Origin of the sequence: Capnocytophaga sp. oral taxon 323, assembly GCF_001278825.1 — a bacterium.
GTDB lineage: Bacteria > Bacteroidota > Bacteroidia > Flavobacteriales > Flavobacteriaceae > Capnocytophaga > Capnocytophaga ochracea.
The window spans coordinates 299,910-325,160 of sequence record NZ_CP012589.1; the positions used below are offsets into that span (position 1 = coordinate 299,910).

22 protein-coding genes and 2 tRNA genes are annotated in these 25,251 nt (G+C 37.6%); 13 read left to right on the plus strand and 11 right to left on the minus strand.

What is annotated here, in order from left to right; translation table 11 throughout:
- Positions 1-13: 13 nt before the first annotated feature.
- Both AM608_RS01350 and AM608_RS01355 read left to right on the plus strand, forming a co-directional pair.
- Positions 14-1,081, plus strand: coding sequence for an isochorismate synthase (locus AM608_RS01350; RefSeq protein WP_053580514.1), 1,068 nt, complete (start codon positions 14-16; stop codon positions 1,079-1,081).
- A 48-nt stretch (positions 1,082-1,129) separates the two neighbouring features.
- Positions 1,130-1,858 (plus strand): DUF4369 domain-containing protein, encoded by a 729-nt coding sequence (locus AM608_RS01355; RefSeq protein ID WP_053580515.1) that lies wholly within the window; start codon positions 1,130-1,132, stop codon positions 1,856-1,858.
- 23 nt (positions 1,859-1,881) lie between these two features.
- Here AM608_RS01355 and AM608_RS01360 read toward each other — a convergent pair whose 3' ends face one another.
- A complete protein-coding gene (locus tag AM608_RS01360) occupies positions 1,882-2,838 on the minus strand; it encodes an acyltransferase family protein (RefSeq protein ID WP_053580516.1) in 957 nt (318 codons plus the stop codon).
- A 675-nt stretch (positions 2,839-3,513) separates the two neighbouring features.
- On the opposite strand from AM608_RS01360, the gene rho reads away from it, so the two are divergent.
- The 7 genes from rho to prmC all read left to right on the plus strand — a co-directional run bounded on the left by rho (position 3,514) and on the right by prmC (position 10,610).
- On the plus strand, positions 3,514-5,163 hold the full coding sequence (gene rho / locus AM608_RS01365; RefSeq protein WP_053580517.1) for a transcription termination factor Rho: 1,650 nt from the start codon (positions 3,514-3,516) through the stop codon (positions 5,161-5,163).
- A 157-nt stretch (positions 5,164-5,320) separates the two neighbouring features.
- Positions 5,321-5,405: transfer RNA gene (locus tag AM608_RS01370), tRNA-Ser, on the plus strand.
- A gap of 256 nt (positions 5,406-5,661) precedes the next feature.
- Positions 5,662-6,561 (plus strand): lipoyl synthase, encoded by a 900-nt coding sequence (gene lipA, locus AM608_RS01375; RefSeq protein ID WP_002671622.1) that lies wholly within the window; start codon positions 5,662-5,664, stop codon positions 6,559-6,561.
- 3 nt (positions 6,562-6,564) lie between these two features.
- On the plus strand, positions 6,565-7,806 hold the full coding sequence (locus tag AM608_RS01380; RefSeq protein ID WP_053580518.1) for an ABC transporter permease: 1,242 nt from the start codon (positions 6,565-6,567) through the stop codon (positions 7,804-7,806).
- A 2-nt stretch (positions 7,807-7,808) separates the two neighbouring features.
- Positions 7,809-8,747, plus strand: a complete 939-nt coding sequence (locus AM608_RS01385) for a 1-aminocyclopropane-1-carboxylate deaminase/D-cysteine desulfhydrase (protein WP_053580519.1) — start codon at positions 7,809-7,811, stop codon at positions 8,745-8,747.
- Positions 8,731-9,765 carry a glucosaminidase domain-containing protein gene (locus AM608_RS01390; protein ID WP_053580520.1) on the plus strand — a complete coding sequence of 345 codons (1,035 nt, stop codon included), beginning with the start codon at positions 8,731-8,733 and terminating at the stop codon, positions 9,763-9,765. The genes AM608_RS01385 and AM608_RS01390 overlap by 17 nt, the downstream gene beginning before the upstream one ends.
- Positions 9,765-10,610, plus strand: a complete 846-nt coding sequence (gene prmC / locus AM608_RS01395; RefSeq protein WP_053580521.1) for a peptide chain release factor N(5)-glutamine methyltransferase — start codon at positions 9,765-9,767, stop codon at positions 10,608-10,610. Before AM608_RS01390 ends, prmC begins: the two co-directional genes overlap by 1 nt.
- A 101-nt stretch (positions 10,611-10,711) precedes the next feature.
- Here prmC and AM608_RS01400 read toward each other — a convergent pair whose 3' ends face one another.
- The 5 genes from AM608_RS01400 to ffh are packed head-to-tail and all read right to left on the minus strand — an operon-like array spanning position 10,712 to position 15,650.
- Entirely contained in the window at positions 10,712-11,800 is a 1,089-nt protein-coding gene (locus AM608_RS01400) for a CapA family protein (protein WP_053580522.1), read from the minus strand.
- A complete protein-coding gene (locus AM608_RS01405; RefSeq protein ID WP_002675730.1) occupies positions 11,801-12,940 on the minus strand; it encodes an AAA family ATPase in 1,140 nt (379 codons plus the stop codon).
- Positions 12,937-13,812, minus strand: a complete 876-nt coding sequence (gene folD / locus AM608_RS01410; RefSeq protein ID WP_053580523.1) for a bifunctional methylenetetrahydrofolate dehydrogenase/methenyltetrahydrofolate cyclohydrolase FolD — start codon at positions 13,810-13,812, stop codon at positions 12,937-12,939. The genes AM608_RS01405 and folD overlap by 4 nt, the downstream gene beginning before the upstream one ends.
- 21 nt (positions 13,813-13,833) lie before the next feature.
- On the minus strand, positions 13,834-14,289 hold the full coding sequence (locus tag AM608_RS01415) for a DUF2750 domain-containing protein (protein WP_053580524.1): 456 nt from the start codon (positions 14,287-14,289) through the stop codon (positions 13,834-13,836).
- 29 nt (positions 14,290-14,318) lie between these two features.
- Complete coding sequence (gene ffh, locus AM608_RS01420) at positions 14,319-15,650, minus strand: signal recognition particle protein (RefSeq protein ID WP_053580525.1); 1,332 nt, start codon at positions 15,648-15,650, stop codon at positions 14,319-14,321.
- 639 nt (positions 15,651-16,289) lie between these two features.
- Between ffh and AM608_RS01425 the strand changes: the two genes are divergently transcribed.
- Positions 16,290-18,005, plus strand: a complete 1,716-nt coding sequence (locus AM608_RS01425) for a murein L,D-transpeptidase (RefSeq protein ID WP_053580526.1) — start codon at positions 16,290-16,292, stop codon at positions 18,003-18,005.
- A 43-nt stretch (positions 18,006-18,048) separates the two neighbouring features.
- Here the strand turns inward: AM608_RS01425 and dapA are convergent, their stop codons facing one another.
- Both dapA and AM608_RS01435 read right to left on the minus strand, forming a co-directional pair.
- Complete coding sequence (dapA, locus tag AM608_RS01430; RefSeq protein ID WP_053580527.1) at positions 18,049-18,921, minus strand: 4-hydroxy-tetrahydrodipicolinate synthase; 873 nt, start codon at positions 18,919-18,921, stop codon at positions 18,049-18,051.
- A gap of 7 nt (positions 18,922-18,928) precedes the next feature.
- Entirely contained in the window at positions 18,929-19,477 is a 549-nt protein-coding gene (locus AM608_RS01435; protein WP_002671644.1) for a hypothetical protein, read from the minus strand.
- 34 nt (positions 19,478-19,511) lie between these two features.
- On the opposite strand from AM608_RS01435, the gene AM608_RS01440 reads away from it, so the two are divergent.
- The 3 genes from AM608_RS01440 to AM608_RS01450 all read left to right on the plus strand — a co-directional run bounded on the left by AM608_RS01440 (position 19,512) and on the right by AM608_RS01450 (position 21,380).
- Positions 19,512-20,297 (plus strand): 5'-nucleotidase C-terminal domain-containing protein, encoded by a 786-nt coding sequence (locus AM608_RS01440; protein WP_053580528.1) that lies wholly within the window; start codon positions 19,512-19,514, stop codon positions 20,295-20,297.
- Positions 20,298-20,304: 7 nt separating this feature from the next.
- Complete coding sequence (locus AM608_RS01445; protein ID WP_053581815.1) at positions 20,305-21,213, plus strand: bifunctional UDP-sugar hydrolase/5'-nucleotidase; 909 nt, start codon at positions 20,305-20,307, stop codon at positions 21,211-21,213.
- 87 nt (positions 21,214-21,300) lie between these two features.
- Positions 21,301-21,380, plus strand: a tRNA-Leu gene (locus AM608_RS01450).
- A gap of 139 nt (positions 21,381-21,519) precedes the next feature.
- On the opposite strand, the gene AM608_RS01455 is transcribed toward AM608_RS01450, so the two are convergent.
- Genes AM608_RS01455 through AM608_RS01465 form a run of 3 tightly spaced genes read right to left on the minus strand, consistent with a single transcriptional unit; the run spans position 21,520 to position 25,005 of the window.
- Positions 21,520-22,278 carry a hypothetical protein gene (locus AM608_RS01455; RefSeq protein WP_053580529.1) on the minus strand — a complete coding sequence of 253 codons (759 nt, stop codon included), beginning with the start codon at positions 22,276-22,278 and terminating at the stop codon, positions 21,520-21,522.
- Positions 22,275-24,662 (minus strand): YfhO family protein, encoded by a 2,388-nt coding sequence (locus tag AM608_RS01460; RefSeq protein WP_053580530.1) that lies wholly within the window; start codon positions 24,660-24,662, stop codon positions 22,275-22,277. The genes AM608_RS01455 and AM608_RS01460 overlap by 4 nt, the downstream gene beginning before the upstream one ends.
- Before the next feature lie 34 nt (positions 24,663-24,696).
- Entirely contained in the window at positions 24,697-25,005 is a 309-nt protein-coding gene (locus AM608_RS01465; RefSeq protein ID WP_053580531.1) for a DUF4834 family protein, read from the minus strand.
- Positions 25,006-25,251 lie beyond the last annotated feature (246 nt).

Here is a 25,251-nt window from a genome sequence, read left to right on the forward strand (position 1 = left end):
TGTGATTTAACTTATGAAAATAGAAACCGAAGATTATATTTCATTTGAAGAACTTTTAAAACAAGTACAGCACAAATATGCTGAACACTTACCTTTTGTGTGCTACAAGCCCCCTTATCACACTTCAGTAATATTGTTGGAACAAGAAGATGATACACTTCATTTTTTTAACACTGGTAAAGAAGAACAAGAGGGATTTGTTTTCGCTCCTTTCGATGCTAACGAACCTGCTGTTATCATCACTGCTAACAAAGTTACCGTAAGCCATTTGCCTACACAATCGATTGTAGAAAATACTAATATTGATATTTTAGAAGATACCGAAGCCGAAAAACAAAAGCACATAGATTTAGTAACCAAAGCTATTGATGAGATACACAGAGGTCATTTTGAGAAAGTGGTTCTTTCGCGCAAGATAACTATCAAAGAAGTGGTAAATCCGTTTAAGAGCTTTGCCAATATGGTAACACGATACCCTTCGGCATTTTGCTATTTGTTTTATCACCCAAAAGTAGGAACTTGGCTGGCTGCTACGCCCGAAACACTCTTCCGCAGTAATGGCGAAGATTTTTGCACAATGGCATTGGCAGGGACACAACCTTTTAAAGAAGGTGAGATACATTGGCATACTAAGGAAAAAGAAGAACAGCAAATAGTTACTGATACCATCGTGCAGCAGTTACAAGAGTATGTTAATGAACTTGAGGTTTCAGCAGTTAAAACTGTGCAAGCAGGTAGTCTGATGCATTTATGTACTAAAATAAAAGGAAAGATAGCTCCTGATAAAGTATATGAGTTAATAAAACGTCTGCACCCTACACCAGCCGTCTGTGGTTATCCTACTGAGGAAGCTCGCACTTTTATTATAGAAAACGAACTTTATAAAAGGCAATATTACACAGGCTATTGTGGCTGGGTGTCCAACAATAACCAAGCATTCTATGTGAATTTGCGTTGTATGCAAATCACTGATAACGAAGCCTATTTGTATGTAGGTGGAGGTATTACCAAAGACTCCATTCCTAAAAAAGAATACGAAGAAACACAGAACAAAGCAATGACAATGATGACAATCATATAAACTTTGGCAAAATTGTCTCTCTTTTTAATAACTAAAAACTAAACAATAATGAAAAGAGTATTAATGGTAGTCTCAGCACTATTAATGATAGTAGCTTGTAAGAAGGACGACAAAAACACAATGATTGTGGAAGGAAATATCGACGGATTGAAAGTAGGTACTATCTACCTACAACAATTCGTAAACGATAAGCTCACCAATATCGATTCGGTAGTGGCAAATGGCGATGGTAAGTTTACCTTCAAACGACACTTAGAGAGTCCTGAAGTGTTTTTTATTTACCTTGATTTGAAAAAACAAGCAGGTACCGACCTCGGTGACCGCCTAATGTTCTTTGGTGAACCTAAGCTGATTACTATCAACAGTTCTTATGATATGTTTGAAGTGAAAGCCAATATCAGTGGTTCGCAATCGCAAAAGGATTATGGAGAGTATGCCCACACTATGCGACAGTTCGGAATGCGCAATGCTGAACTCCTCGAACAGCAAGTGAATGCTTTTAAGGCGGGTAATACTACCTTAGCCGACTCGCTGAATGCAGCATCGGAGAAAAATAACTTCCGTCGTCACCTCTTTGTTTTGAACTATGCCCTCACGCACCCCGATTCGTATATCACCCCTTATGTGGTATTGGTTGATGCCCCCAATACTCGCGTAAAATACTTAGATTCTATTTATGGGAAACTCAATAAAGAGGTTGCCAATTCTAAATACGGCAAAGAGTTCAAAAACTATATAGAAGAAGCTCGCAAGGCAGAAAAAGAAATGGAGAAGTGAAAAGTTAAGAGTTTTTCACCTATCTAAAATCTACCGTAGAGTATTCTTCTTAGCCATTTTATGTGCTGTACCAATCGTTGTATTATATCGCAAGCGATGATGGCTAAAACGGTAAATATAGCTACGTTCAAATAGAAATTATCACTTATATATTCTTTGATGTAAACTACTAAGAAGCGCATATAATAGTGGGTGACATATATTTCTAAAGAAATGCCTCCTAAATACTTCAAACATTGTGTTGCCTTATTTTCTGAACGGCAGAACCATTCCCATAAAACATAAGAAGCAGCGATACCCGTAAGTGCCAAAGCATACAAACGGAGAGAGTGGAGTATGTAATGAGTTTTATCGACAGGGAAGAGCAATAGGAGCGGAAAGGCAATAAGGCTCACCCACCCCATAGGGCGCAGAACTTTCAGTGCTTGAGGTTTGTACTTGTGTGTGGCATAACCCAATGAAAAATAGATGAAATACCAACACAATTCGGGCAATCCATAAAAGATAGGTTGTGCTCCTGTAACTCGGTGCAAGAAGATGAGAATGCTCCAGAGACCTATCATCACCCATATTTCACGATGTTTATTAATCTTCAAAGCCAGATAGAGCAAGGCACACTCCCAAAATAGCAACCACAAGAACCACATTCCTTGTGTGGGTTTATAAATGAGCACGCAAAGATGTTCCCATACTTTTTCTATATTGAGGATATAACCGTGATAGGTGGCAGAAATTAAAAACCAGACGAAAAAAGGAATCACCAACACCTGAAAGCGTTTGCTGAGGTTCAGTTCGCCACGAATATTGAAGTTTACATAGCCTGAAAGAAACATAAAAAGGGGCATATGGAAAGCGTAAATGGTTACATACAAGGGGTTGGTGCGGTCATCACCCGAAAACCATTGCGAAGCGTGCCCTATCACTACCAAGATGATAGCAAAACCTTTGAGCACATCGATAAGAGGGTTGCGTTCTTTCATAGTTACTTCTTTATGAGGCAAAAATACATTCTTTTTTTGATACTACAAAATAATTGATTCATACCAGAAATGTCAATAATGCCAATGATGCCAGAAATACCTGAGGCAATAAAAAAACTTTAACAAAGTATGTACTACAAAAGTGGCATATTTGGGCTTTTCGGAAGGAAACGAAGGGTATCGTAGCAGGTGTGAAAGTGCTTTTAAGATGGGATTAGCCTATAGAAAGCTTATAGGAAGCTTATACGAATGTTGGAAGATTGGTATAGAAAGGGTATTTAAGTAGTTGGGAATGAATGATTAAGAGTGTGTGGTAGAAAATGTTAAAACGAAAGAAAAAGGAAGGAATGACGAATGATGGGAGACGAATGACAAAGGTAATGTAGCGATGGGAACTTGTACAGAGCAAGAAAAGTATTAGATTTTGAAAAACTAAAAGGTTTATTCTATCAAAAGCTAATAAAAAAAATTGCACTTGATAATGGAATTGGCGGGGCAATAAAAAAAAGAAAATAATTTGCTAATTGCTAAATGTTTTATATCTTTGCACCCGATTTCAGTACCTCTGATTAAAAAATACTTTCAATAATATCCCATCTTAACTATATAAAAAGAGGAATTTCACTTATCTTGACTACTGAAAAAAATCACTTACTTTAATAATAACTATTTAAAATGCTTAACATTGTAGAGTTAAAATCTAAAAAGCTAACTGAGTTACAGGAAATAGCAAAACATTTGGATATACCTAAATTTCGGTATGTAAATAAGCCTGAACTCATAGACCTAATTCTAAAAAATCAAAAAAAAGAACTCCCCAACAAAAAAGAAGAAGTTCAAAAAGACAATTCTCCTATTATTACAACTGAGAACACAACTGAATCCAAAAAAAACAATCGTAAAAAGAAAATAGAAATACCTCAAAAAGTAGGCAGTTCTAAACAAGAAAAGACTTCAAAAACACCAACCGTTAAAAAGGCTTCTTCGGCAGATGAATCTAAAACGTATCAGAAGAAAAACACTACTTCTGTGGTTTCTAACAATCATCAGAATAATGCTACCCCAACAAAAAACTACAGTTCCCCTGTACAAAATGGCAATGGCAATAATGGTAATTACAATCAAAATGTGAACAATGGCAATACTATTGTTAATAATGAGAATTTTGATAAAGAAAAGAAAAACCGTTATCGCGCCCCCGATTTTGAATTTGACAGCGTGGTAGATTGTGAGGGGGTCTTAGAAATCACTTCTGACGGTTATGGTTTTTTGCGTTCTTCGGACTATAACTATTTGGCTTCGCCTGATGATATTTACGTATCTTCTTCACAAATCCGACTTTTTGGCTTGCAAACAGGAGATACTGTATATGGAGAAGTGCGTCCGCCCAAAGATGGCGAAAAGTATTATCCGCTACTAAAAGTTATAAAGATAAACGGACTTGACCCCCAAGTGGTGCGCGACCGAGTACTATTTGAGCACCTTACGCCTCTTTTTCCTGATGTAAAATTTGAGTTGGCAGGCAAAGGCTCTACTGTTTCTACTCGTTTGATAGACCTTTTTGCTCCTATTGGGAAAGGACAACGCGGTATGATAGTGGCACAACCTAAGACGGGTAAAACAATGCTTTTAAAAGATATTGCGAATGCCATTAGCAAAAATCACCCCGAAGTTTACCTAATGGTACTCTTGATTGATGAGCGCCCTGAGGAGGTAACTGATATGCAACGCAGTGTGCGAGGAGAGATTATCTCTTCGACTTTTGATAAGGAAGCTGCCGAACACGTGAAAATAGCTAATATCGTACTTGAAAAAGCAAAACGATTGGTAGAATGTGGTCACGATGTGGTTATATTGTTAGACTCTATCACTCGTTTGGCTCGTGCTTATAACACAGTGCAACCAGCTTCGGGGAAAGTGCTTACTGGTGGGGTAGATGCTAACGCTTTACATAAACCTAAACGCTTTTTCGGAGCAGCACGTAATATTGAAAACGGAGGCTCTCTTTCTATCATCGCTACGGCTCTTACCGAGACAGGTTCAAAGATGGACGAGGTAATTTTTGAGGAATTTAAAGGAACGGGTAATATGGAGTTACAATTGGATAGACGTATCTCGAACCGTCGTATTTTCCCAGCTATTGACCTAATAGCTTCGTCTACTCGTAGAGATGACTTGTTGCTTGATGAAAACACGCTTAATCGCACTTGGGTATTGCGCAAGTATTTGGCAGAAATGAATCCGATAGAGGCGATGGAATTTATGGAAAAGCAAATTAAGCTAACGCGCAATAACGAAGAGTTTTTGGCAACGATGAACAATTAGTTTTTTACAAAGGCAATATAGTTCATATCTGTAAAACAATAAATTATAAATAGAAGAGAAAAAATATCTAATTTTTTGCTTTTAAAATTTGCAGATAATAAAAATAGTTGTACCTTTGCACCCGCATAATTGAGAAAACAATTGTGATTGTGCACTTGGAGAGATGGCAGAGCGGTTGAATGCGGCGGTCTTGAAAACCGTTGAGGGTAACACCTCCGGGGGTTCGAATCCCTCTCTCTCCGCCGAAGTCAGAATGTTGATAAAATTATTTTTAAGGCTAAAATAGAACGTTTGTTTCTGTTTTAGCCTTTTCTCATATAAGAAAAAAATAGGCTTTTACCTTAGTAAAACTTGGATTAGATATAAGAAATAGCTTTTTGTGCTTCACTTATAATCAGTACTTCCGATAGGGTATAGATATTTTTTCGGTCTAAAAACTTTTGTAATCATCAATTTTGTAGTATCTTTGTAAAAAATTATATAGAACATTAAAAAATAATGAATGCAGAAACACTTGCTGTAGATGAAATAGAAACCACTACCACTACTACCTTAAAGAGCAATAAACCAGAGTGGATACGAGTAAAATTACCCACTGGTAAAAAGTATACTGAACTGAGGAGTGTGGTGGACAGATATAACCTTCACACAATTTGTACTTCGGGTAGTTGCCCCAATATGGGAGAATGTTGGGGAGAAGGCACTGCTACTTTTATGATATTAGGGAATATCTGTACGCGCTCGTGTGGCTTTTGTGGCGTAAAAACAGGGCGACCTGAAAGTTTGGATTGGGAAGAACCTGAAAAGGTGGCACGTTCTATCAAACTGATGAACATTAGGCACGCAGTACTGACCTCGGTAGACCGAGATGATTTAAAGGATATGGGAAGCATTATATGGGCTGAGACAGTGAGAGCCGTGCGCCGAATGAACCCTAATACTACAATGGAGACCTTGATTCCTGATTTTCAGGGAGTAGAACGCAACTTAAACCGTATACTGAAAGCTGCACCTGAAATCATTTCGCACAATATGGAGACGGTACGCCGATTGACTCGTGAAGTGCGTATACAAGCTAAATACGACCGAAGTTTGGGCGTGTTGCGTTACTTAAAGGAAAATGGCGCGAACCGTACTAAATCGGGGATTATGTTAGGACTTGGAGAAACTGAGGAAGAGGTGATAGAAACCTTGCACGACCTTAAAGAGGCAAAAGTGGATATTGTAACTATCGGTCAGTATTTGCAACCTTCGAAACAGCACCTTCCTGTAAAGAATTTTGTCACTCCTGAGCAGTTTGCCAAGTACAAAGAAATAGGCTTATCATTAGGTTTTCGTCACGTGGAAAGTGGAGCGTTAGTACGTTCATCTTACCGCGCTCATAAGCATTTGTTATAAACCGTGTGGATTGTAATTCGTGAAAATATAAAAATAGCTCTTGACAGTATCAGAGGGCAGCTATTGCGCACAATTCTCACCGTGCTCATCATCGCTATTGGCATTACGGCATTGGTAGGAATCCTGAGTGTGATTACTGCTTTGCGCAATACGCTTGAAGGCAATTTCTCGAGTATGGGAGCTAATACTTTTTCGATTACAAGGTATCAATACAGTCAGCGAGCTGAGGGGAGTGGTACCACCCAAAAGCCACACCCTTTAATTACTTATCAAGAAGCAGTAGCTTTTAAACAACAGTTAGATAATCCGTTTGCAAAAACGAGTATTTCTATGAATGTTGCCTCCTCAGCTGAGGTGAAGTACGAGAACAAAAAAACTGATCCATTAGCCGTAGTGATAGGCGTAGATGAGTACTACGTTGGCAATTCGGGGTTAGAAGTGGAAGAGGGACACAATTTTAGCGATTTTGATATACAGAACAATAGCTATGTGTGCGTGATAGGTCCGGATTTTAAGAAAACACTACTCAAAGATGTAAATCCATTAGGAAAGACTATTTCGGTACGTGGTTATAAGTTCAAAGTCATAGGTATACTTAAAGAACAAAGTTCCTCCTTTGGCAATTACGAAAACTTTCAAGTGTTGATTCCTTTAGGAATTGCACGCAGTATTTTCCCCATAGATAATCCTAATTTTCAACTCAAAATAAGCGCTCAGAGCAAAGACCAGTTGGACGGACTTATAGATGATGCTACCATAGTGATGCGTAACCTGAGAGGCTTAGCACCTTTACAAGAAAATAATTTCGGGATAGAACGCAGTGACGACCTATTACAACGCATAGGCAGTATTACGGGTACCCTTTCTGTTGCTGGTTTTGTGATTGGGCTTATTACCATATTGGGGTCTTCAATCGCCCTATTGAACATTATGCTCGTTTCGGTAACCGAGCGCACTAAGGAGATAGGCATTCGCAAAGCGTTGGGAGCTAAGCGCAAATCTATTACCTTACAGTTCTTTACCGAGACCCTAATAATAGCTCAATTGGGAGCACTTACGGGTATTGTATTAGGTATCAGTTTGGGATATTTGATTTCTAAAGCCGTTAAGTTTGATTTTACCATTCCGTGGGGTGTTATTATTATTGCTATATGTATAGCTTTTGTAGTAGCGGTAATATCAGGATTGTATCCGGCAGTAAAAGCCTCGAAATTAGATCCTGTAGAAGCGTTGAGATATGAATAACTATGCAGCCTTTATTATTCAATAACTTACATATAGAAAACGAACCCGTGAATATCCCGTTGCCTGATGGGATTACTCTTACAATAAAGCGAGAGGACAAAAATCACCCTTTTGTATCAGGGAATAAGCTCAGAAAGCTCAAGTACAACATAGCACAAGCCCAACAGGAAGGCAAGGATACGATTCTCACTTTTGGAGGAGCTTATTCCAATCATATTGCTGCGACAGCAGCTGCGGGACAAATAGTAGGTTTGAAAACCATAGGTGTGATTCGTGGCGATGAGTTAGGTTCTAAAATAGATGTTAATCCTACGTTAAAGTTTGCTAAATCTTGTGGTATGGATTTTTATTTTGTTACAAGAGAGGCTTACCGACGAAAACACACGCCAGAGTTCTTGGAAAATCTTAGGAAACGTTATGGACAAAACATCTATATAGCCCCTGAAGGAGGTACTAACGAGCTGGCAGTGAAGGGGTGTGAAGAAATCCTTACTCCTGAGGACAACGCTTTTGATGTGATATGTAGTGCCGTAGGAACAGGTGGGACGATTTCAGGGCTTATCAATGCAAGTGCTAATCATCAGAAAGTCATTGGTTTTCCAGCTTTGAGAGGAGCGTTTTTAAGTGAGGTAATTAAACAATATACAACCAAAAATAATTGGGAGTTAGTGCACGATTATCACTTTGGTGGTTATGCTAAAGTAACTGATGAATTAGTAGATTTTTTAAATGATTTTAACAGTCAGACGAAAATTTTATTAGACCCGATATATGTAGGTAAGATGATTTTTGCTATCTTTGCCCTCACAAAGCAAGGATATTTTGCACCCAATACCCGTATATTAGCCATTCATACTGGTGGTTTGCAAGGGATTAAAGGTTTTAACAACGAACGAATTAAAAAACATAAAAGTATATTGAATTATGATGAAAAGATTTAGTTTGCTATTGCTAATTCTCTTTATAATATCATCGTGCTCTGATCAGCCTTACAGGAAAGGGAGAAATTCTCATTCGGTAATCTATCGAGGACAAAAGCCGACACCGAGAGTGGAGATGAAAAAGCCTACACATTCGGAGATAGACCAAAGAAATAAGGCTTTAGCTGATTCAAAACACAATCGTAGAGATGTCTCAGAAGACAGCTTTCACGAGATAACTCCTGCGGTACAAGTTACGACAGCCGTTACTCAAAAGTATATTCAGGATTATAAGGATATTGCAATGGTAGAGATGCAACGTTACAATATTCCTGCGAGTATTACTTTGGCACAAGGCATTTTAGAAAGTGGCTCGGGGCAAGGACGCTTGGCACGTTATGGTAATAACCACTTTGGAATTAAATGTCACGCTACTTGGGACGGTAAGACTATTACCCACGACGACGATGAGAAGAGCGAATGTTTTCGCAAATATAGATATGCATACGAATCGTTTGAAGACCATTCACAATTTCTTGTAAATCGCAATCGTTATAAAGCACTGTTTGACCTTAGTCCTACAGATTATGAAGGTTGGGCACACGGGCTCAGAAAAGCAGGCTATGCCACTGACCCTACTTATGCAAAGAAATTGATAGCTCTTATCAAAAAGTTTGAATTACATCAGTATGACAATCAAGTAATAGCAGCTAAAGGAGGAGATATAACTTCTTCTAATACCCAAGTAGCAACTGTTTCAACTCCTAAAAAAGAAGTATCTAAATCAGCTACAACTATTAAATCGGTGTCTAAACCCACTGTAACAAAAACAATCGTTAAACCTACTAATACTATTGATACCACGACCATTGAAAAAGAGGCTATTGCTGAAGTCTATTATCAAGTACAAACAGGTGATACTCTTTATAAAATAGCACGGGAGCAACAAGTACCTGTACAACAATTGATGAAGCTTAATAATTTTGATGATGTGACTAGTAGTAACCTGAAAGTAGGACAACAAATTCGTGTGAACTAATGACTTTTAGTGAGCTAAGAGAGTATATATATCATAAATTAGAAATACTTTATCCTAAGAGTGAAATAAATGCGTTTTACTTTATTCTTTTGAAGCATTATGGGAAGTACAGTAAAGCTACAATATTAGCAAATTCTGATACTTTACTTACTGAAGATATAGCACAACCTATTTTGCAAGCGATTAGAGAATTACAAACAGCTAAACCCATACAGTATATTTTGGGTGAAACTGAGTTCTTCTCTAATCGTTTTTTCGTAAATGAAAATGTATTGATACCTCGACCAGAAACAGAAGAGTTAGTGGATTGGGTACTTCAAGAATATCCTGAAAAAAGCCAGAAAATCAAGATATTAGATGTAGGGACAGGCAGTGGCTGTATTGCTATTTCACTTGCTAAAGCTCTTCCTAATGCCGTAGTAACAGCTATAGATGTCTCGGAAGGAGCTTTGAAAGTAGCTAAGCGTAATGCTGAATTAAACAGTGTAGTTACTCATTTTTTACAACAAGATATCTTGCGAATAGAAACTCTTCCTGATAAATATGATATCATTATCTCCAATCCGCCCTACGTACGTGAGTTAGAAAAGAAAGAGATACGCCATAATGTTTTAGCATATGAGCCTCATTTAGCACTCTTTGTCCCTGATAATAATCCATTATTATTTTACGATAAAATAGCTACTCTTGCTCAGCAGAGTCTAAGTCCTAATGGGAGTCTTTTCTTTGAAATTAATCAGTATTTAGGGCAAGAAATGCAAACATTATTGGAACAAAAGCATTTTACTGAGATAACTTTACGTCAAGACCTTTTTGGAAATGATCGTATGATAAAAGCTAAGTAGCTATAAAAGTAATATAGAAGAAAAGTCTATCTAAATAATAATCATTAGAAAGCCTTTATTTATTTTCTAAAGCTGATACATAAAAGAAATGTTGTAATAAGCTATAGTTTCTCTTTAACTAAAATATTAGATTTGAATAACTTTCGAGAGTTGTTTATGAAAATATTCATACTATCCTTAACGCTCTCAGTAAGGTCTTTGTAGTGAGTAGTTTCGTATTCTTTGCAAGGTAGTATTTCAAAAAGATATTTCTTATTAGTTTTTGGAGTGCGATTTACCCAAACTAAATAATATCCTTTATCAAGGATACGAGTGCCATAAGCATCTTTGAAGAGAGTCAGCTCTACCATCGCACCTCCGTCTGTTGAGCTTTTGCGCTGGTTAGACACAAAATTACCCAGTGAATAAACTACCATCTGTTCCTTATGAAGTCCCGTTTGCGGATAGTAATACATAGGTTGTAAGACGTGTGGGTGACCTCCTATAATAATGTCTACTCCGTTGTCAAAAAGAAATTGTGCTACTTCTTCCTGTTTTTTGTTTTGCTTTTGCTGGTATTCTATCCCCCAGTGTATCACTACTATCAGTTTATCGAGATTTACTTTTTTAGCTTTCTCAATATCCTGCTTCATTAGGTTGAGATTTATTTTATTTACAATGGTAGGTTCAGGCACAGGTAAACCATTAGTACCATAAGTATAGTTGAGTATTCCCACTGAAATCCCATTTTTGGAAAGCACCAATAAATTATGTTTCTCAAAGTCTGCTTTGTTGCGAAAGGTTCCTGTATGAGCTATTTTCAGAGAGTCGAGTACGTCCAAAGTACGAATAATTCCCTTTTTACCTCTATCGCAAGTGTGATTATTGGCAGTTACCAATACATCTATTCCGCTATCTCTACAAGCAACTGCTAAAGCATCGGGCGACGAAAACTGGGGGTAACCTGTATAAGGTTCCCCTGCCAAAGTTACTTCCAAATTAGCAATAGCAAAATCTACCTGCGCAAACTTATGCTTGATTTTGTCAAATACAGGCATATAATTGTATTGCTTCGTTTCAATATCGTAAGCTCCTTCTATTTGTGGCACGTGCCCCATTATATCCCCCATAAAAAGCAAAGACATTCGGTTACCTGTTTCTTGGGCAAAAGTTATCGAGAAGAAGAGAAAAGTCAGAAATACACGTATCATTTATTTGAAACCTATTTTAGTTTGCTTGTCTTGTTCTTTGAGTTCCTTTATGTCTATATTGGTCAGTTCTGCTAATGAGTAAGGCTTATCTACTCTAAAATCTCTATCGGTAGATTGCAAATACTTATTGCACTTCTCAACAGTTAACTCTTTAAACTTATACTCGGCTATCAATCTGCCTTTGCGCAATAATGCCGAGTCTATCTTAGAAATATCGGAGTTAAACGTGCATATCAGCTGGCATTCTAATACATCAGAAAGCATACCGTCAGCTATATTGAGGATAGACGATACTACATCGGTATTGCTGTTGAAGGAGGTGCGTTCAGCTATATAGTTCTCACAATCTTCGAGTACCAATACAGAGTTCTTATTGCCTATGAGCAGACTAATAAAAGCAGGGTCGGTGAGCGATCCTATCATTGTAGTAGGTACAAAGATAAATTTTTTATTCGGGATTTGACTCGTAAGCCATTTGATGTAATTTGTCTTCCCCGAACCAGCAATCCCGTGAAATAGTACCACGCCCTTGTTGTCATTCGTTAGCGCATTTTTCACTCGAGTATGTACTTCGAAGAAATCATTGTTGTACATCGTTTCAAAATCTATGCGGTAAGGCTTGATGCTATGGGTTTTGATTTCTAATCCTATTTGCGTTTTTAGTAGTATAGAAACCTTAGATTCTTTAGAGATATACTTCTCTATATATTCTGAAAACAAGGTGTTGAGGTGTTCTTTAGCCTTTGGATTGTCGTTTTGGTAGTATACTGAATTTACTTTGTATAATCCGTCTTCAAAAATCTGGTTATCGTACTCATTCGAGAGATTTTTGTCTATTACCAAAAAGATTTCGAGCTCTGGGTGAAAATAGCATTCTTCCGATTCGTATAGTTCATTTTGTTTGGAGGCGTATTCTATGGTGTAATAGTCAGTACATTTCACAAAGTGTTTCAGTTTGTCTCGTTGGATAACCAAATCCTCTCCTCCTATATAAATTCTTGCCATCAAGTCGTCTAACAAACAACGGTACGGGTTGCTGAAAGTCAGAAGTTTGTATTTATCGTACACCTCTACGTGGTCATCGGAGTCTATCTGCAAGAGGTTTACAGGGTGATAATATTTAGATTCTTTTATTTTCATCGATACCATTTATAAGCTAATAAAGTATTTTTCAAGAGCATTGCTATGGTCATAGGACCTACGCCCCCTGGTACAGGAGTAATGTAGCTCGCTTTTTCTTTTACTTCATCGAAAGCTACATCGCCTACAATGCGATAACCTTTATGGGTGCTATCGTCTTTTAGGCGTGTGATTCCTACATCTATTACAGTTACGCCTTCTTTTACCATATCGCCTTTTAGAAATTCTGGAATACCTAATGCCATTACCACAATATCTGCCTGACGTGTAAGCTCAGCGAGGTTAGGGGTATGACTGTGAGTAAGTGTAACGGTAGCGTTGCCTTGTGCTTCTTTTTGGCTGAGTAATATGCTGATGGGGCGACCTACGATGTGTGAGCGTCCTACTACTACCACGTGTTTGCCTTTGGTAGGCACTTCGTAGCGTTTCAGCAACTCCATAATACCGAAAGGTGTAGCAGGAATAAAAGCCTCCATATCCAGTGCCATTCTACCGAAGTTAGCAGGGTGAAAGCCGTCTACATCTTTTGTAGGGTCTATGGCTAAAAGTATTTTCTGCTCGTCGATGTGTTTAGGTAGGGGTAATTGTACTATATAGCCGTCAATTTCAGAATTAGCGTTTAACTTTTCAATTTCTTGCAGTAACGCCTCTTCACTGATGTTAGCAGGAAGTTTTACTAAAGTAGACTCAAAGCCTACTTGTTCGCAAGCTTTCACCTTACTCCCCACGTAGGTAAGACTTGCCCCATCGTCGCCTACCAATACGGCAGCCAAATGTGGTACTTTCTTCCCCTCAGCTTTTAGTTGCTTTACTTCCTTAGCAATTTCTTGTTTGAGGGCTTCTGAAGTCTTTTTTCCGTCTAAGATAGTCATTACTGATTGTGTTTTTAGTGGTTAAAGAGCTTTTTCATCGGTGATGTCAAGCTCTATTTGGTTCAAAAGTTGTTTTACTTGGGCTAATGATTCGAACGAGTCACTGAAAGTAACCGCAGTCTTTGTTCTGTCAATTTCTTTTATCAATGCTTTTATCAAATCAACAGGCACGAGTTCTTCTCCTCCTGATAAATCAGCGTTGAACCCAATACCCACTGCCATTGTTTCTACTTGCATTCCAAAGCAAATCTCAATAAACTCTTCTAAGGTAGCCGATTTTACAATTCCCTTAGCCCATTCATCGGCTTTACAAGCTACTGCTTTCTCTTCGTCTTCCCAAAAGAGGGCTACAGGAATAGCTTCTTTGGTTTCCTCAATGTAGAAGGCTTGCGAACTACACATAGCAAACGATTCGTCTACTTCTAGGTAAAACACTTCTTTGTTCTTTACTACAGTTTCAATGAATTCTTGTAACATATTTGTATTTTTTACCTTTTACCTTTTATCTAACCTCTCATTCCCTGCATCATCTGCATCATCTTTCTACCACCGCCACCTTGCATCATTTTCATCATCTTGCTCATTTGCTCGAACTGTTTCATTAGTTGGTTTACCTCTTGAATATCGCGACCGCTACCCTTGGCAATTCGTTTTTTGCGGTTTAAATCTATGATAGCAGGCATATTGCGCTCTTTTGGAGTCATCGAATGGATAATTGCTTCGATATGCTTGAAAGCGTCGTCTTTGATATCGAGGTCTTTCACTGCTTTGCCTACACCGGGAAGCATACCAAGGAGGTCTTTCATACTACCCATACGCTTAATTTGCTGTATTTGTTCAAGAAAGTCGTCAAACCCAAATTGGTTTTTTGCAATTTTCTTTTGCAATTTGCGCGCTTGCTCTTCGTCAAACTGCTCTTGAGCGCGTTCTACTAATGATACCACGTCGCCCATACCGAGGATACGGTCAGCCATACGATCAGGATAGAACACATCAATAGCGTCCATTTTCTCGCCGGTACCTACGAATTTGATAGGTTTATTCACTACCGATTTAATAGTGATAGCCGCCCCACCGCGGGTGTCCCCGTCGAGTTTGGTAAGGATAACCCCATCGAAGTTCAGCACATCGTTGAAGGCTTTAGCCGTGTTTACAGCATCTTGCCCCGTCATCGCATCTACTACAAAAAGGGTTTCTTGTGGGTTCAGTGCTTTGTGGATATTCGATATTTCGGTCATCATTTGCTCGTCTACTGCCAACCGACCTGCGGTATCCACAATCACCACGTTCAAGTGGTTTTCTTTGGCGTATTGCACTCCTTTTTTGGCAATGTCCACAGGGTTATTATTGCCTTTATCCGAAAAAACAGGTACCCCCACCTGCTCTCCTACAATATGTAATTGGTCTATCGCAGCAGGACGATACACGTCGCACGCTACGAGCAATGGTTTTTTATTTCTTTTATTTTTGAGGTAGTTAGCCAATTTCCCTGAGAAAGTAGTCTTACCAGAACCTTGTAACCCCGACATCAATATAACAGTAGGATTCCCCGATAGGTTCACTCCAGCAGCATCACCTCCCATTAGCTGGGTGAGCTCATCTTTTACAATCTTCACCATTAACTGCCCTGGTTGTAGGGTAGTGAGCACTTGTTGTCCTAAGGCTTTTTCTTTTACGTTATTGGTAAAATCTTTGGCTATCTTATAATTCACGTCGGCATCAAGCAAAGCGCGACGCACTTCTTTCAGTGTTTCAGCTACGTTTATTTCGGTAATCTTACCGTGTCCCTTTAAGTTATGTAGGGCTTTCTCTAATTTATCACTTAAATTATCAAACATTTTTGTCTATTTTAAAAAGTCGTGCAAAGGTACTGAAAAAAAGTGGAAACTAAAAACTAAACAGCTAAAAAAGTGTATTGATACGGTTAATAAGGTGTTTTTCTATCATATAACTCCTTATTTTATAGAAGTTTAAAAGGCTGTTCTATAATAATCGTACAAGATTCCGTATAAGATTCCTATAAGCTAAGCATATTTTGCCTCCGAGTTTTTTAGAGTTCCTCCATATTTCTCTAATACCTCACCTTACCTTTTCTTTCGCCTCGTAACCCCGTTTTTAACATTTTTTGCATTGTTGTATCATATTATTAATCAATCACTTATATACCATTTCTATACCAATCGTCCAAGATTCGTATAAGCTTCCTATAAGCTTCCTATAAGCTAAGTATACCCTCCTAAGAGCCTTTTCTCTTCAAAATTACTCTCAGTGTACTTCTGATATTTTTCGTTTCCTTCCGAAAGTTCTATCTCTCTCCGATCAATCAAATAACTATTTAAATCTCTCCCCATCATTTCCTAATTTTCACATTTGCTAATCTGCTAATTTTCACATTTACTAATTCCCTAATTTCCTAATTTCCAAATTTGCTAATTCCCTAATTATCCTTATCTTTGCACCCAAAATATGTTTTTAATATGATTCATATTGATTTAAAGATAAAAATTGCAGTTTTAATAGCTATTTTTATCACCTTACAAAGCTGTAGAAAAACTACTCCCACTACTTCTCACCCCAATTCTTCATTAAATGAGGCTGGTAAAGAGGTTTATACTGAGGCTCTTACTATTGCAGTAGATACCTCTGTAACTTCATTTGAAAATCTTACAGTTCTTGATGCTACTTATAAAAAAGGAATACAGTCCGAAACCCATAGTTATTATACAGAAAATGGTGGGAAAACTCGTTGGCTCTTCGAAGATATCCCTTCTCGCATCTTTTCGCAGTATATAGAAGCTTTAAAATGTATTGAAGAAGATGGTCTAAACCCCGAAACTTATAGGCGTTCTGCTTTGAAAAAAGTGGTAGATAGTGCCTATAAATATAAACTTCCTAATGATTATAAGTCTTATTTAGATAAACAAATTACCGCCTCTTTTTTGCTTTTCGCCAAACACCTTACCTCTGGTCGCTTTTCTAAAAGAGCCTATGGAAAACATACGTGGATAAAGCCAAAATATAAATATCGGAATATTGATATGCTCTTACATTTGGGAGATAACGATGATTTAGAAGCAAAATTAGCAAGTCTTTATCCCAAAGGAGAACAGTATAGACGAATGAAATATAAGTATATACAACTCAAAAATCAGCCACTTGACACTATCCGTATCATTAAATTTTCAGACCCTAAAAACTTTGTTTACGGATATACCGATCCTGAGGTTGAGAGCTTGCGCAATGCCTTAGCTAAAAAAGGCTTTGGGTCAATTCCCAAAATCGACCCTCAGGAAGTAGATAGTACCCTTATATGGGCATTGAAAAGATTTCAGCGCAGTAATGGGCTTATTCCCGATGGTTCCTTAGGTATCCAAACGCTCAATCGTCTGAATATGAATAAAGCACGCCAGCGCGATTTACTTAGGCTCAATATGGAGCGTATGCGTGTTTTCAATAATGATTTAGGTGATGATTATATAATTGTGAATATTCCTGATTATAAACTTTTTTTATATCATAAAGACTCATTAATATATCAAACCAAAGTAGTGGTAGGGCGAGCTCAAAGCTCAACTCCCATTTTCACCGATTCTATTCGTTCAATAGAATTTCGCCCTACGTGGTCTGTGCCTCAGAGTATTATCAGAAAAGAAATGATTCCTCAAATGCTATTGCAAGAAGACCCCGAAAAATACAAAAATAGAGGTTATACTATGTATGAAAATGGCAAGGTGATAGACCCCTTAGAAGTAGATTGGACGAATCCATTAGTGCATAAACGTGCTTTTTATTTTGTAGAAGCTCCCTCCGAGCGCAACTCATTGGGCTTAGTGAAGTTCCTGCTCAATAATAATATGAGTATATATTTGCACGATACACCATCGAAGTATTTGTTCGAACGTGAGCAACGTGCACTTAGTCACGGCTGTGTACGCGTGCAAAATCCTTCGCAATTAGCCTATTATCTACTGAAGAATGAAGGTGATGGAAAGTCTTGGACAGAAGAGAAAGTAAAAGACTTTATGAACAATAATAAGCGCAATCAGTATCGTGTAAAACTCAATACAAAATATATGATTAATATTCTGTACTACACCATATCGGTAGATAAGAAAGGCGAAGCAACTATAAAGAATGATATCTACGATCTTGATAACGAACAGTTGAAAGACATAAAGCGGTTTGAAAGCTAACTTTCAAACCGCTTTTTTTATTTGTTACTTATTTTAATGCCCTTTATTTTAAGGCTTTTTTTATTTCTTCTTTTAAACTATCCGAAGCTTCTACCAAAGGCAAACGTACATAGGGCTCACATAAGCCTTGAGCAGATAAAATAGCTTTAATTCCTGTGGGGTTCCCTTCTTTAAAAGCTAAAGCCATCATAGGTAACAATTCGTATTGCAAAGCATTGGCTTTAGAAGTATTACCATTTAACCCTAATCGTACCATCTCAGAAAATTCCTTAGGGAAAGCAATCCCAATCACCGAAATTGCTCCACTACCACCCATATATACTGACGGAAGGGTTGTAGTATCATCTCCTGATAAGAAAGTGAAATGTTTAGGCATATCTTTTAAGATATTCATATCTAACACTAAATTACCCGAAGCTTCTTTTACAGCTATAATATTCTTAAAGTCATTAGCCAATCGCAATATGGTTTCAGCGGTCATACATACCCCTGTGCGTCCAGGTACATTATATAAAATAATAGGTAAAGGACTCTCTTTGGCTATTGCTGCAAAGTGTGCATATAAACCATTTTGCGAAGGTTTATTGTAATAAGGCGTTACAGATAGAATTGCATCAAAAGAGGTTAAATCCGTACTCTTGATTTCCTCAATAACACTTTGGGTATTATTGCCCCCAATACCTAATACTAAGGGTAAATGCTTTTTATTAGCCTTGATAATAGTCTCTCGCACAAGAGCCTTTTCTTCCTTACTGAGAGTAGGAGCTTCGCTGGTAGTTCCCAAAACTACAATGAAATCTACTCCACCATCAGTTACATATTCTACTATACGGGTAAGAGCCTTAGTATCCACCCGCTTCTCAGCTGTGAAGGGTGTGATAAGAGCCACACCAGTTCCTCTTAGTTGTTTTGTCATAATTTTTTTATTTGCGAATAATGGTTTCTAATATTTTTTTTAATTCATTAGCAAAAACCTTTTCATCAGCAGGAGAACAAGCTATCACAATATCGTTGTACTGTAGTCCTATTCCTTCAAAACCAGCTCTTAATTTAGCTTTGATAGATGAAGATAATAGCAACAAAGGCAATTTAGGCTCACTAAAATAATTAATGAGCAAGTCATACTCTTGTTCGGCTAATCTATCGGCGTGGTAATTCCTAATCTTTCCTTGCCAATTAATTTCCTTATCAATCAGAAAAGGAGTTCCATTAGCGTGAGTTTCTTCTGATTCACGCTTATATCCTAAGACAATATAGTTCTCAGGGCGAATGGAATAGTATTTTATAAGCTCCAATAAGGGGTCTACATTCTTCACTACATCCATATCCACAATACAACCAACTTTTGCTAAGTTGTTGTCTAACCTTTTGTTATAACTTTCTAAGGCTTTAAAATTCTTCCGAATTTTATTTTTTATGTTATAATTTTTTACGATGTCCAAAATATATTGTAATTTTGCGTGTGATTGCAAAGGTAAAAATAATTTTTAAAATAGAAATATATTTATGAAAAAGTTTGATGTAATGAAGCATTATTTTTTTGTATTGCTTGTAACAATAGGATTTTTAGCTTCTTGCTCTTCGTCTAAAACGCAGCTTACAAGAGTAAAAGCTATAAACATTCCTATTACCGATACTATTTCACAAAAAGCTGAAATAGAAAACTTTATCACACCATATCGCGAACACATATCCTCTGAGATGTCTACCGTCTTAGCTCAAAACCCAGCCGATTTGGTGAAAGATAGAAACGAAAAAGCATTAAATACCGCTATTGGTAATTTTATGGATGATGCTACCTTCGAAATTGTAAATCCTCTTTACAAAAAACGTACAGGTAAGGATATCGACTTTGTAATGCTCAACTGGGGAGGTATTCGTTCCGATTTGCCTAAAGGTGATGTTACAGTAGGTTCAGTTTATGATATAATGCCTTTTGAGAATAAAGTAGTAGTACTTACAATGTCAGGAGAGAAAGTACAAGAGCTTCTTAACTATCTGATTAAAGAGCGAAAACCTCACCCTCTGTCAAAGCAAATAGATTTGCAAATCACCAAAGATGGTAAGGTGGTTCATTTCAATATCAACGGGAAACCTTTCGATTCCAAAGCTACTTATATAGTCGCCACTTCCGATTATTTAATGAATGGGGGAGATGCGATGTACTTCTTCGAAAATTCTTTAAAAGTAGATGAAACAGATTATAAACTCCGCAATGTGCTGATTGACTATTTCAAAAAAATAGACGTATTAGATGCTAAAAAAGATAACCGATTTGAATATAAACCATAATACGATTATGAAAAGACGTACTTTTATTAAAAACATAGGAGCTTCATCTTTGCTAATGGGGGTAGGGGGTCTATCGCTATCAATGAAGCCAAGCAATGCAAAACAAATTACTATTTTGCATACGAACGACGTACACAGTCACATCGACCCTTTCCCTATTACTGACCCTCATAACCCTAATAAAGGAGGAATAGCACGTAGGGCATATCTCATCGACCAAGTACGTAAAGAAAATCCTCATACCTTGCTTTTCGATGCAGGAGATATTTTTCAAGGCACTCCTTATTTTAATTTCTATGGAGGTGAGTTAGAGTTTAAGCTAATGTCAATGCTTAAATACGATGCTGCTACCTTAGGGAATCACGATTTTGACAATGGGGTAGAGGGGCTTTTTGCACAGCTTCCTCACGCCAAGTTTGATTTTATCATTTCTAATTACGATGTAAGTAAAACGCTCCTCAATGGGTACACAAAACCCTATAAAATTTATATGGTAGATGGTATTAAAATAGGAGTTTTTGGTCTAGGCGTTGAATTGGAAGGTTTGGTAAATAAAAAACAATACGGCGAAACAGTTTATCTGAACCCTATAGAGATGGCACAAGATATGGAACGTAAACTTTATAATGAAGAACATTGTGACTTAATTCTCTGTCTTTCCCACTTAGGATATGATTACAAAAATAGCCCTAAGGTCTCCGATTTAAAAGTTGCTGCTCAAACCTCTTATATCGATTTAATTATAGGAGGTCATACACATACTTTTTTACCTCGCCCTACTTTGGTTACAAATAAAAGAGGAAATACTACTTTGGTAAATCAAGTAGGTTGTTATGGTATTAATTTGGGAAGAGTAGACTTCTTTTTTGAGGAAGGTAGCCTTGTAAAAAACAAAGCAGTGACTATTGAAGTATAGGTTGTTATAAATTATTTTGTAAAAAAGTACTCGTTTTTTTTGTATATTTAAAAAACTTATGTACTTTTGCAACCGAATTAAAAAGGAGCCTGAGTGGCGGAATTGGTAGACGCGCACGACTCAAACTCGTGTTCTTCGGAGTGAGGGTTCGATTCCCTCCTCAGGTACAATAAAAGGAGCTACATTATTGTAGCTCCTTTTTGTTTTTTTATATAAAGTAGTTTTGAGAACTATTTATTTTTTAGGTTTTACTTTGGTTCTCACTTCTTCTGTTAGGTGCCTCTTTTGTCTTTTCTCCTTTCTTATTTATCGTTGCTTTTTCAATTCTTTAGCACGTTGTTTTAAGTCTTTTTCAGTAAAGTAGTAAACAGTAACTTTATTGCTAAAATATTCCTCTCGTAGGTAGTAATAGGTATTAGTTTTAAGGTCTTTTACAAGGTAATGAGTACTATGGTTATCAGGGAAGCCTTTGAGGATTTCATAAGTAGTGAGATGAAAGAGTTTGCGTACGAATTTGCCAATGCGCTCGTCTTTAGGAATATCACTTTTCAGTTGGAAAGAAGGATTAGGCGATTTCCCTCGTATATCATAAATTTTAATAAAGCGCAGTAAAGTGGCTACGTCATTTAGTTTCTGTTTGTCGGTAGCAAAATTACCAGTACTTTTAATGAGGTAGTATTCATCGTTGGAGATTTTGTGGAGATAATAACTGCCGAGATTAAGATTGAGCTCTATAGGAATACTATCACATTCCACCCCTCGTTTTTCCATTCTCTCTACCTGAATAGATAAATACTTGCCTACCGTTTGATAAGTCCCTATGGTAGGAGAAGAGCAGGTATTACCACATTCGGCTACTAACCAAGAGGAGAAAGTGCCATCTGAATTGAAGAGAATACGGTCGCCAAAAGTATATTTACTCTCGGGCGTTTTTAGAAAATAGACATCGGTCACGTCAGGAAACTCCCCTAAAAAATTATCAATGCGCCATTCTTTGCCTATAAAATCTTGAGCGTGAATAACACTGATTAGCAGTAGTCCAATAGTAGTAAAAAGTGTTTTCATTTTTTAAATTGTACAAAAATACCTCCCGCAAGCCATAAAAGTAATAAAATACACCCTACAAGACTTAACCTACTACCTGTTTTTACTACTTCGGGTTCAAAAGCAAAGCGTATCTCGTGTTTTCCTGCGGGTACAGACATTCCTCGTAAAGTGTAATCTACGCGATAGATAGGCGCCTCTTTGCCATCGATAGTCGCTTTCCAGCCGTGAGGGTAGTACATCTCCGAGAAAACCGCAAAACCTTCGTGAGAATTGTTACTTTCATAAGTTAGTTCATCAGGGCGCATATGTTTTAGTGCAATCGTAGCCGTGCTATCCACAATGTATTGTGATGGAAGGTTTGTTTTCAAATCTTTGAGCGTTGCTAAAGCCTCTTCGGAAGGGTGAAACTCTTTTAAAGCTTTCATTACCTCATTATCGCTGTTTTTTAAGCTAAGTTGCTTTACAAACCACGCATTACCTAAGGCATCTTCGTTGTGCATTGGTTGTATTTCTCCTTCTTGGTTGCGCAAAAGTATATATTTCACATTCAGCATATTGAGCACTTCCATATTTCCTTTGGCTATTTGGTAATCGAAGAGTTCCTGCAAGCGCTTGGGTTTCGCTGCGTGATAGCCTCCAATCGAATGGTGAAAAAACGAAGTACGTGCACCATTGATACCCACTTGAGGTTCGTATACGCGATAATAGCTCTTGTCTTGAAGAATCGCCATATCAGCAGGAGTTGCCTCAAAAGGATTTTCTATTAGGTATTTATCTACAAAATTATCTTTGTTTACATAGCGTTTGGCTACTCCTCCCAAATCAAAGAAAAGCAATGCTAAGAGTGCTATTTGCATTCCCCTAAGAGGAATTTTGTTGTACTGATAAAGTACCAAAGCCAAAGCCGTGAGCAGTATAAGTACGGTGCTTCTCAACAAATCAGCAGTGTAAATACTTTTGCGGTCTTCCACTATCATTTGCACAATCTCTCTGTTGCCGTAATACACATCGTTTGCGCTTTGGAAATCAAAGAATCCTTTTCCTAAGAAAAGCAATAACATTACCCCCAAACAAATATAAAGACTGTGAAGTAAGTATTTTTTGCGCTCCTCTTCAGGTGTTTTTAAGAACTGTTGTAACCCTACTATCGCCAATATAGGCACGCAGAGTTCTAAAATTACTTGTATAGACGATACCGCTCTAAACTTATTGTATAACGGAAAGTAGTCTATCATAAAATCAGTGAGCAGTCCGAAGTTCTTGCCCCACGAAAGTACGAGTGCCATTACTGAGCCCGTTAAAAGCCACCATTTAATTCTTCCTTTTACTACAAAAAGTGCCAAGATAAATAGGAAGAACACCACAGCTCCTATATAGGCAGGGGCAGCCACGATGGGTTGGTCGCCCCAGTAAGTGGGTAAACGTTGTGTTTCTTGTAATGCCTGCATAGGGGGTACCCCCAATTGTACCAAATACTGATACGTCTTAGAGTTTTCTCCTAAGTTTTCGTGGTTAGAACCTCCAAAAAGACGAGGCACGATAAGGTTTAGTGATTCACTGATGCCATAACTATATTCGGTGATATATTCTTTTGGTAGACCGCTGTTCTGCTCTTTCGGAGTCCCATCAGGAGTAATAGTAAGTGTCGATTTACTACGGGTGCTCCAATCGGCGTATTCGCGAGTCGTGAGCAGTAAAGTAGCATTTGCCAGTACACTCACCACTACAGCCCCAAGTAGTACTGCCATAGCTTTTGCAAAATCTTTGAGTTGTTTCTCTTTGATAGCTTTATAAAGGAAGCCTATGCCTAAGAGCAATACCAATAAAAGCAGGTAATACGTCATTTGGAAGTGATTAGCGCAGATTTCTAACGCCAGCGCTACTGCTGTGAGTAATCCTCCCCAAAGGTATTTCCGCTGAAATACCAATAAGATACCCGCTAATAAAGGAGCAAAATAAGCAATGGCGTGTGCTTTGGCATTATGCCCTGCCCCTAAAATAATAATCAAGTAAGTAGAAAGACCAAAGGCAATAGCCCCCAAGAAAGCATTCTTGTAATCCACTTTTAACACCAAAAGTAGGACGTAAAAGCCTACAAAGTACAAGAAGAGATAATCGGCAGGACGAGGTAAAAAGCGCAACGTTCTGTCTAGCTGCTTTACAAAATCATTAGGATATTGTGCCCCCAACTGATAGGTAGGCATACCACCAAAAGCGCTGTTTGTCCAATATGTCTCTTTGTTTTCTGTTTGACGGTAATCATTGCGCTCCTTCGCCATACCGGTATACTGAACAATATCGCTTTGGAAGATACCTTTTCCCTGTAATACAGGATAAAAGAAAGCAAGTGCTATTACAGCAAATAGCGCTATTACTACAACGTGAGGGACTATTTTTTTCATTTGGTTATTTTTTACCTTTTATCTCTTACTTAAATCAAACTTCCTCGTAATCTATATATTCACCCACTTGCTTGGTAGCTTCAGGGTTTTTAGAATGAGAATTCTTATTTATAATAGTTTGTTTACCTTCCTTCTCTTCTGAGCGATTTTGCCCATAAGCATTTTGTTGGTACTGATTTTGGGTACGCTCGAATTCTTTTTGCATTTTTTCACTTACCTTGTTTATGAAAAAACGCATCATATAAGGAGCCAATATTCTCAGGAGGATTCTCAGTCCCCAAAACACTAATATAATAATAAGGATAGTCTGTATAAATCCTGAAAAAGAAGCTTCTGACATCATTTTATTTTTAGTTTTGGTGCAAAGGTATAAAATAATTATGAACTAACAAATTTGTAAAATTTACTAATCTCCTCCACTTTTACCTTATTATTGTCTTTACCTTTGCATCGCTAAGCCCCCTATCCTTAGGAGAGTTTCTCAATAACTACCGAGTAAGTACGTGTTAAAAGGATTTTATCTTTCTCTTACTTTCGCCTCGTAACCCCGTTTTTAACATTTTTGGCATTGTTGTATTATAATATAAAT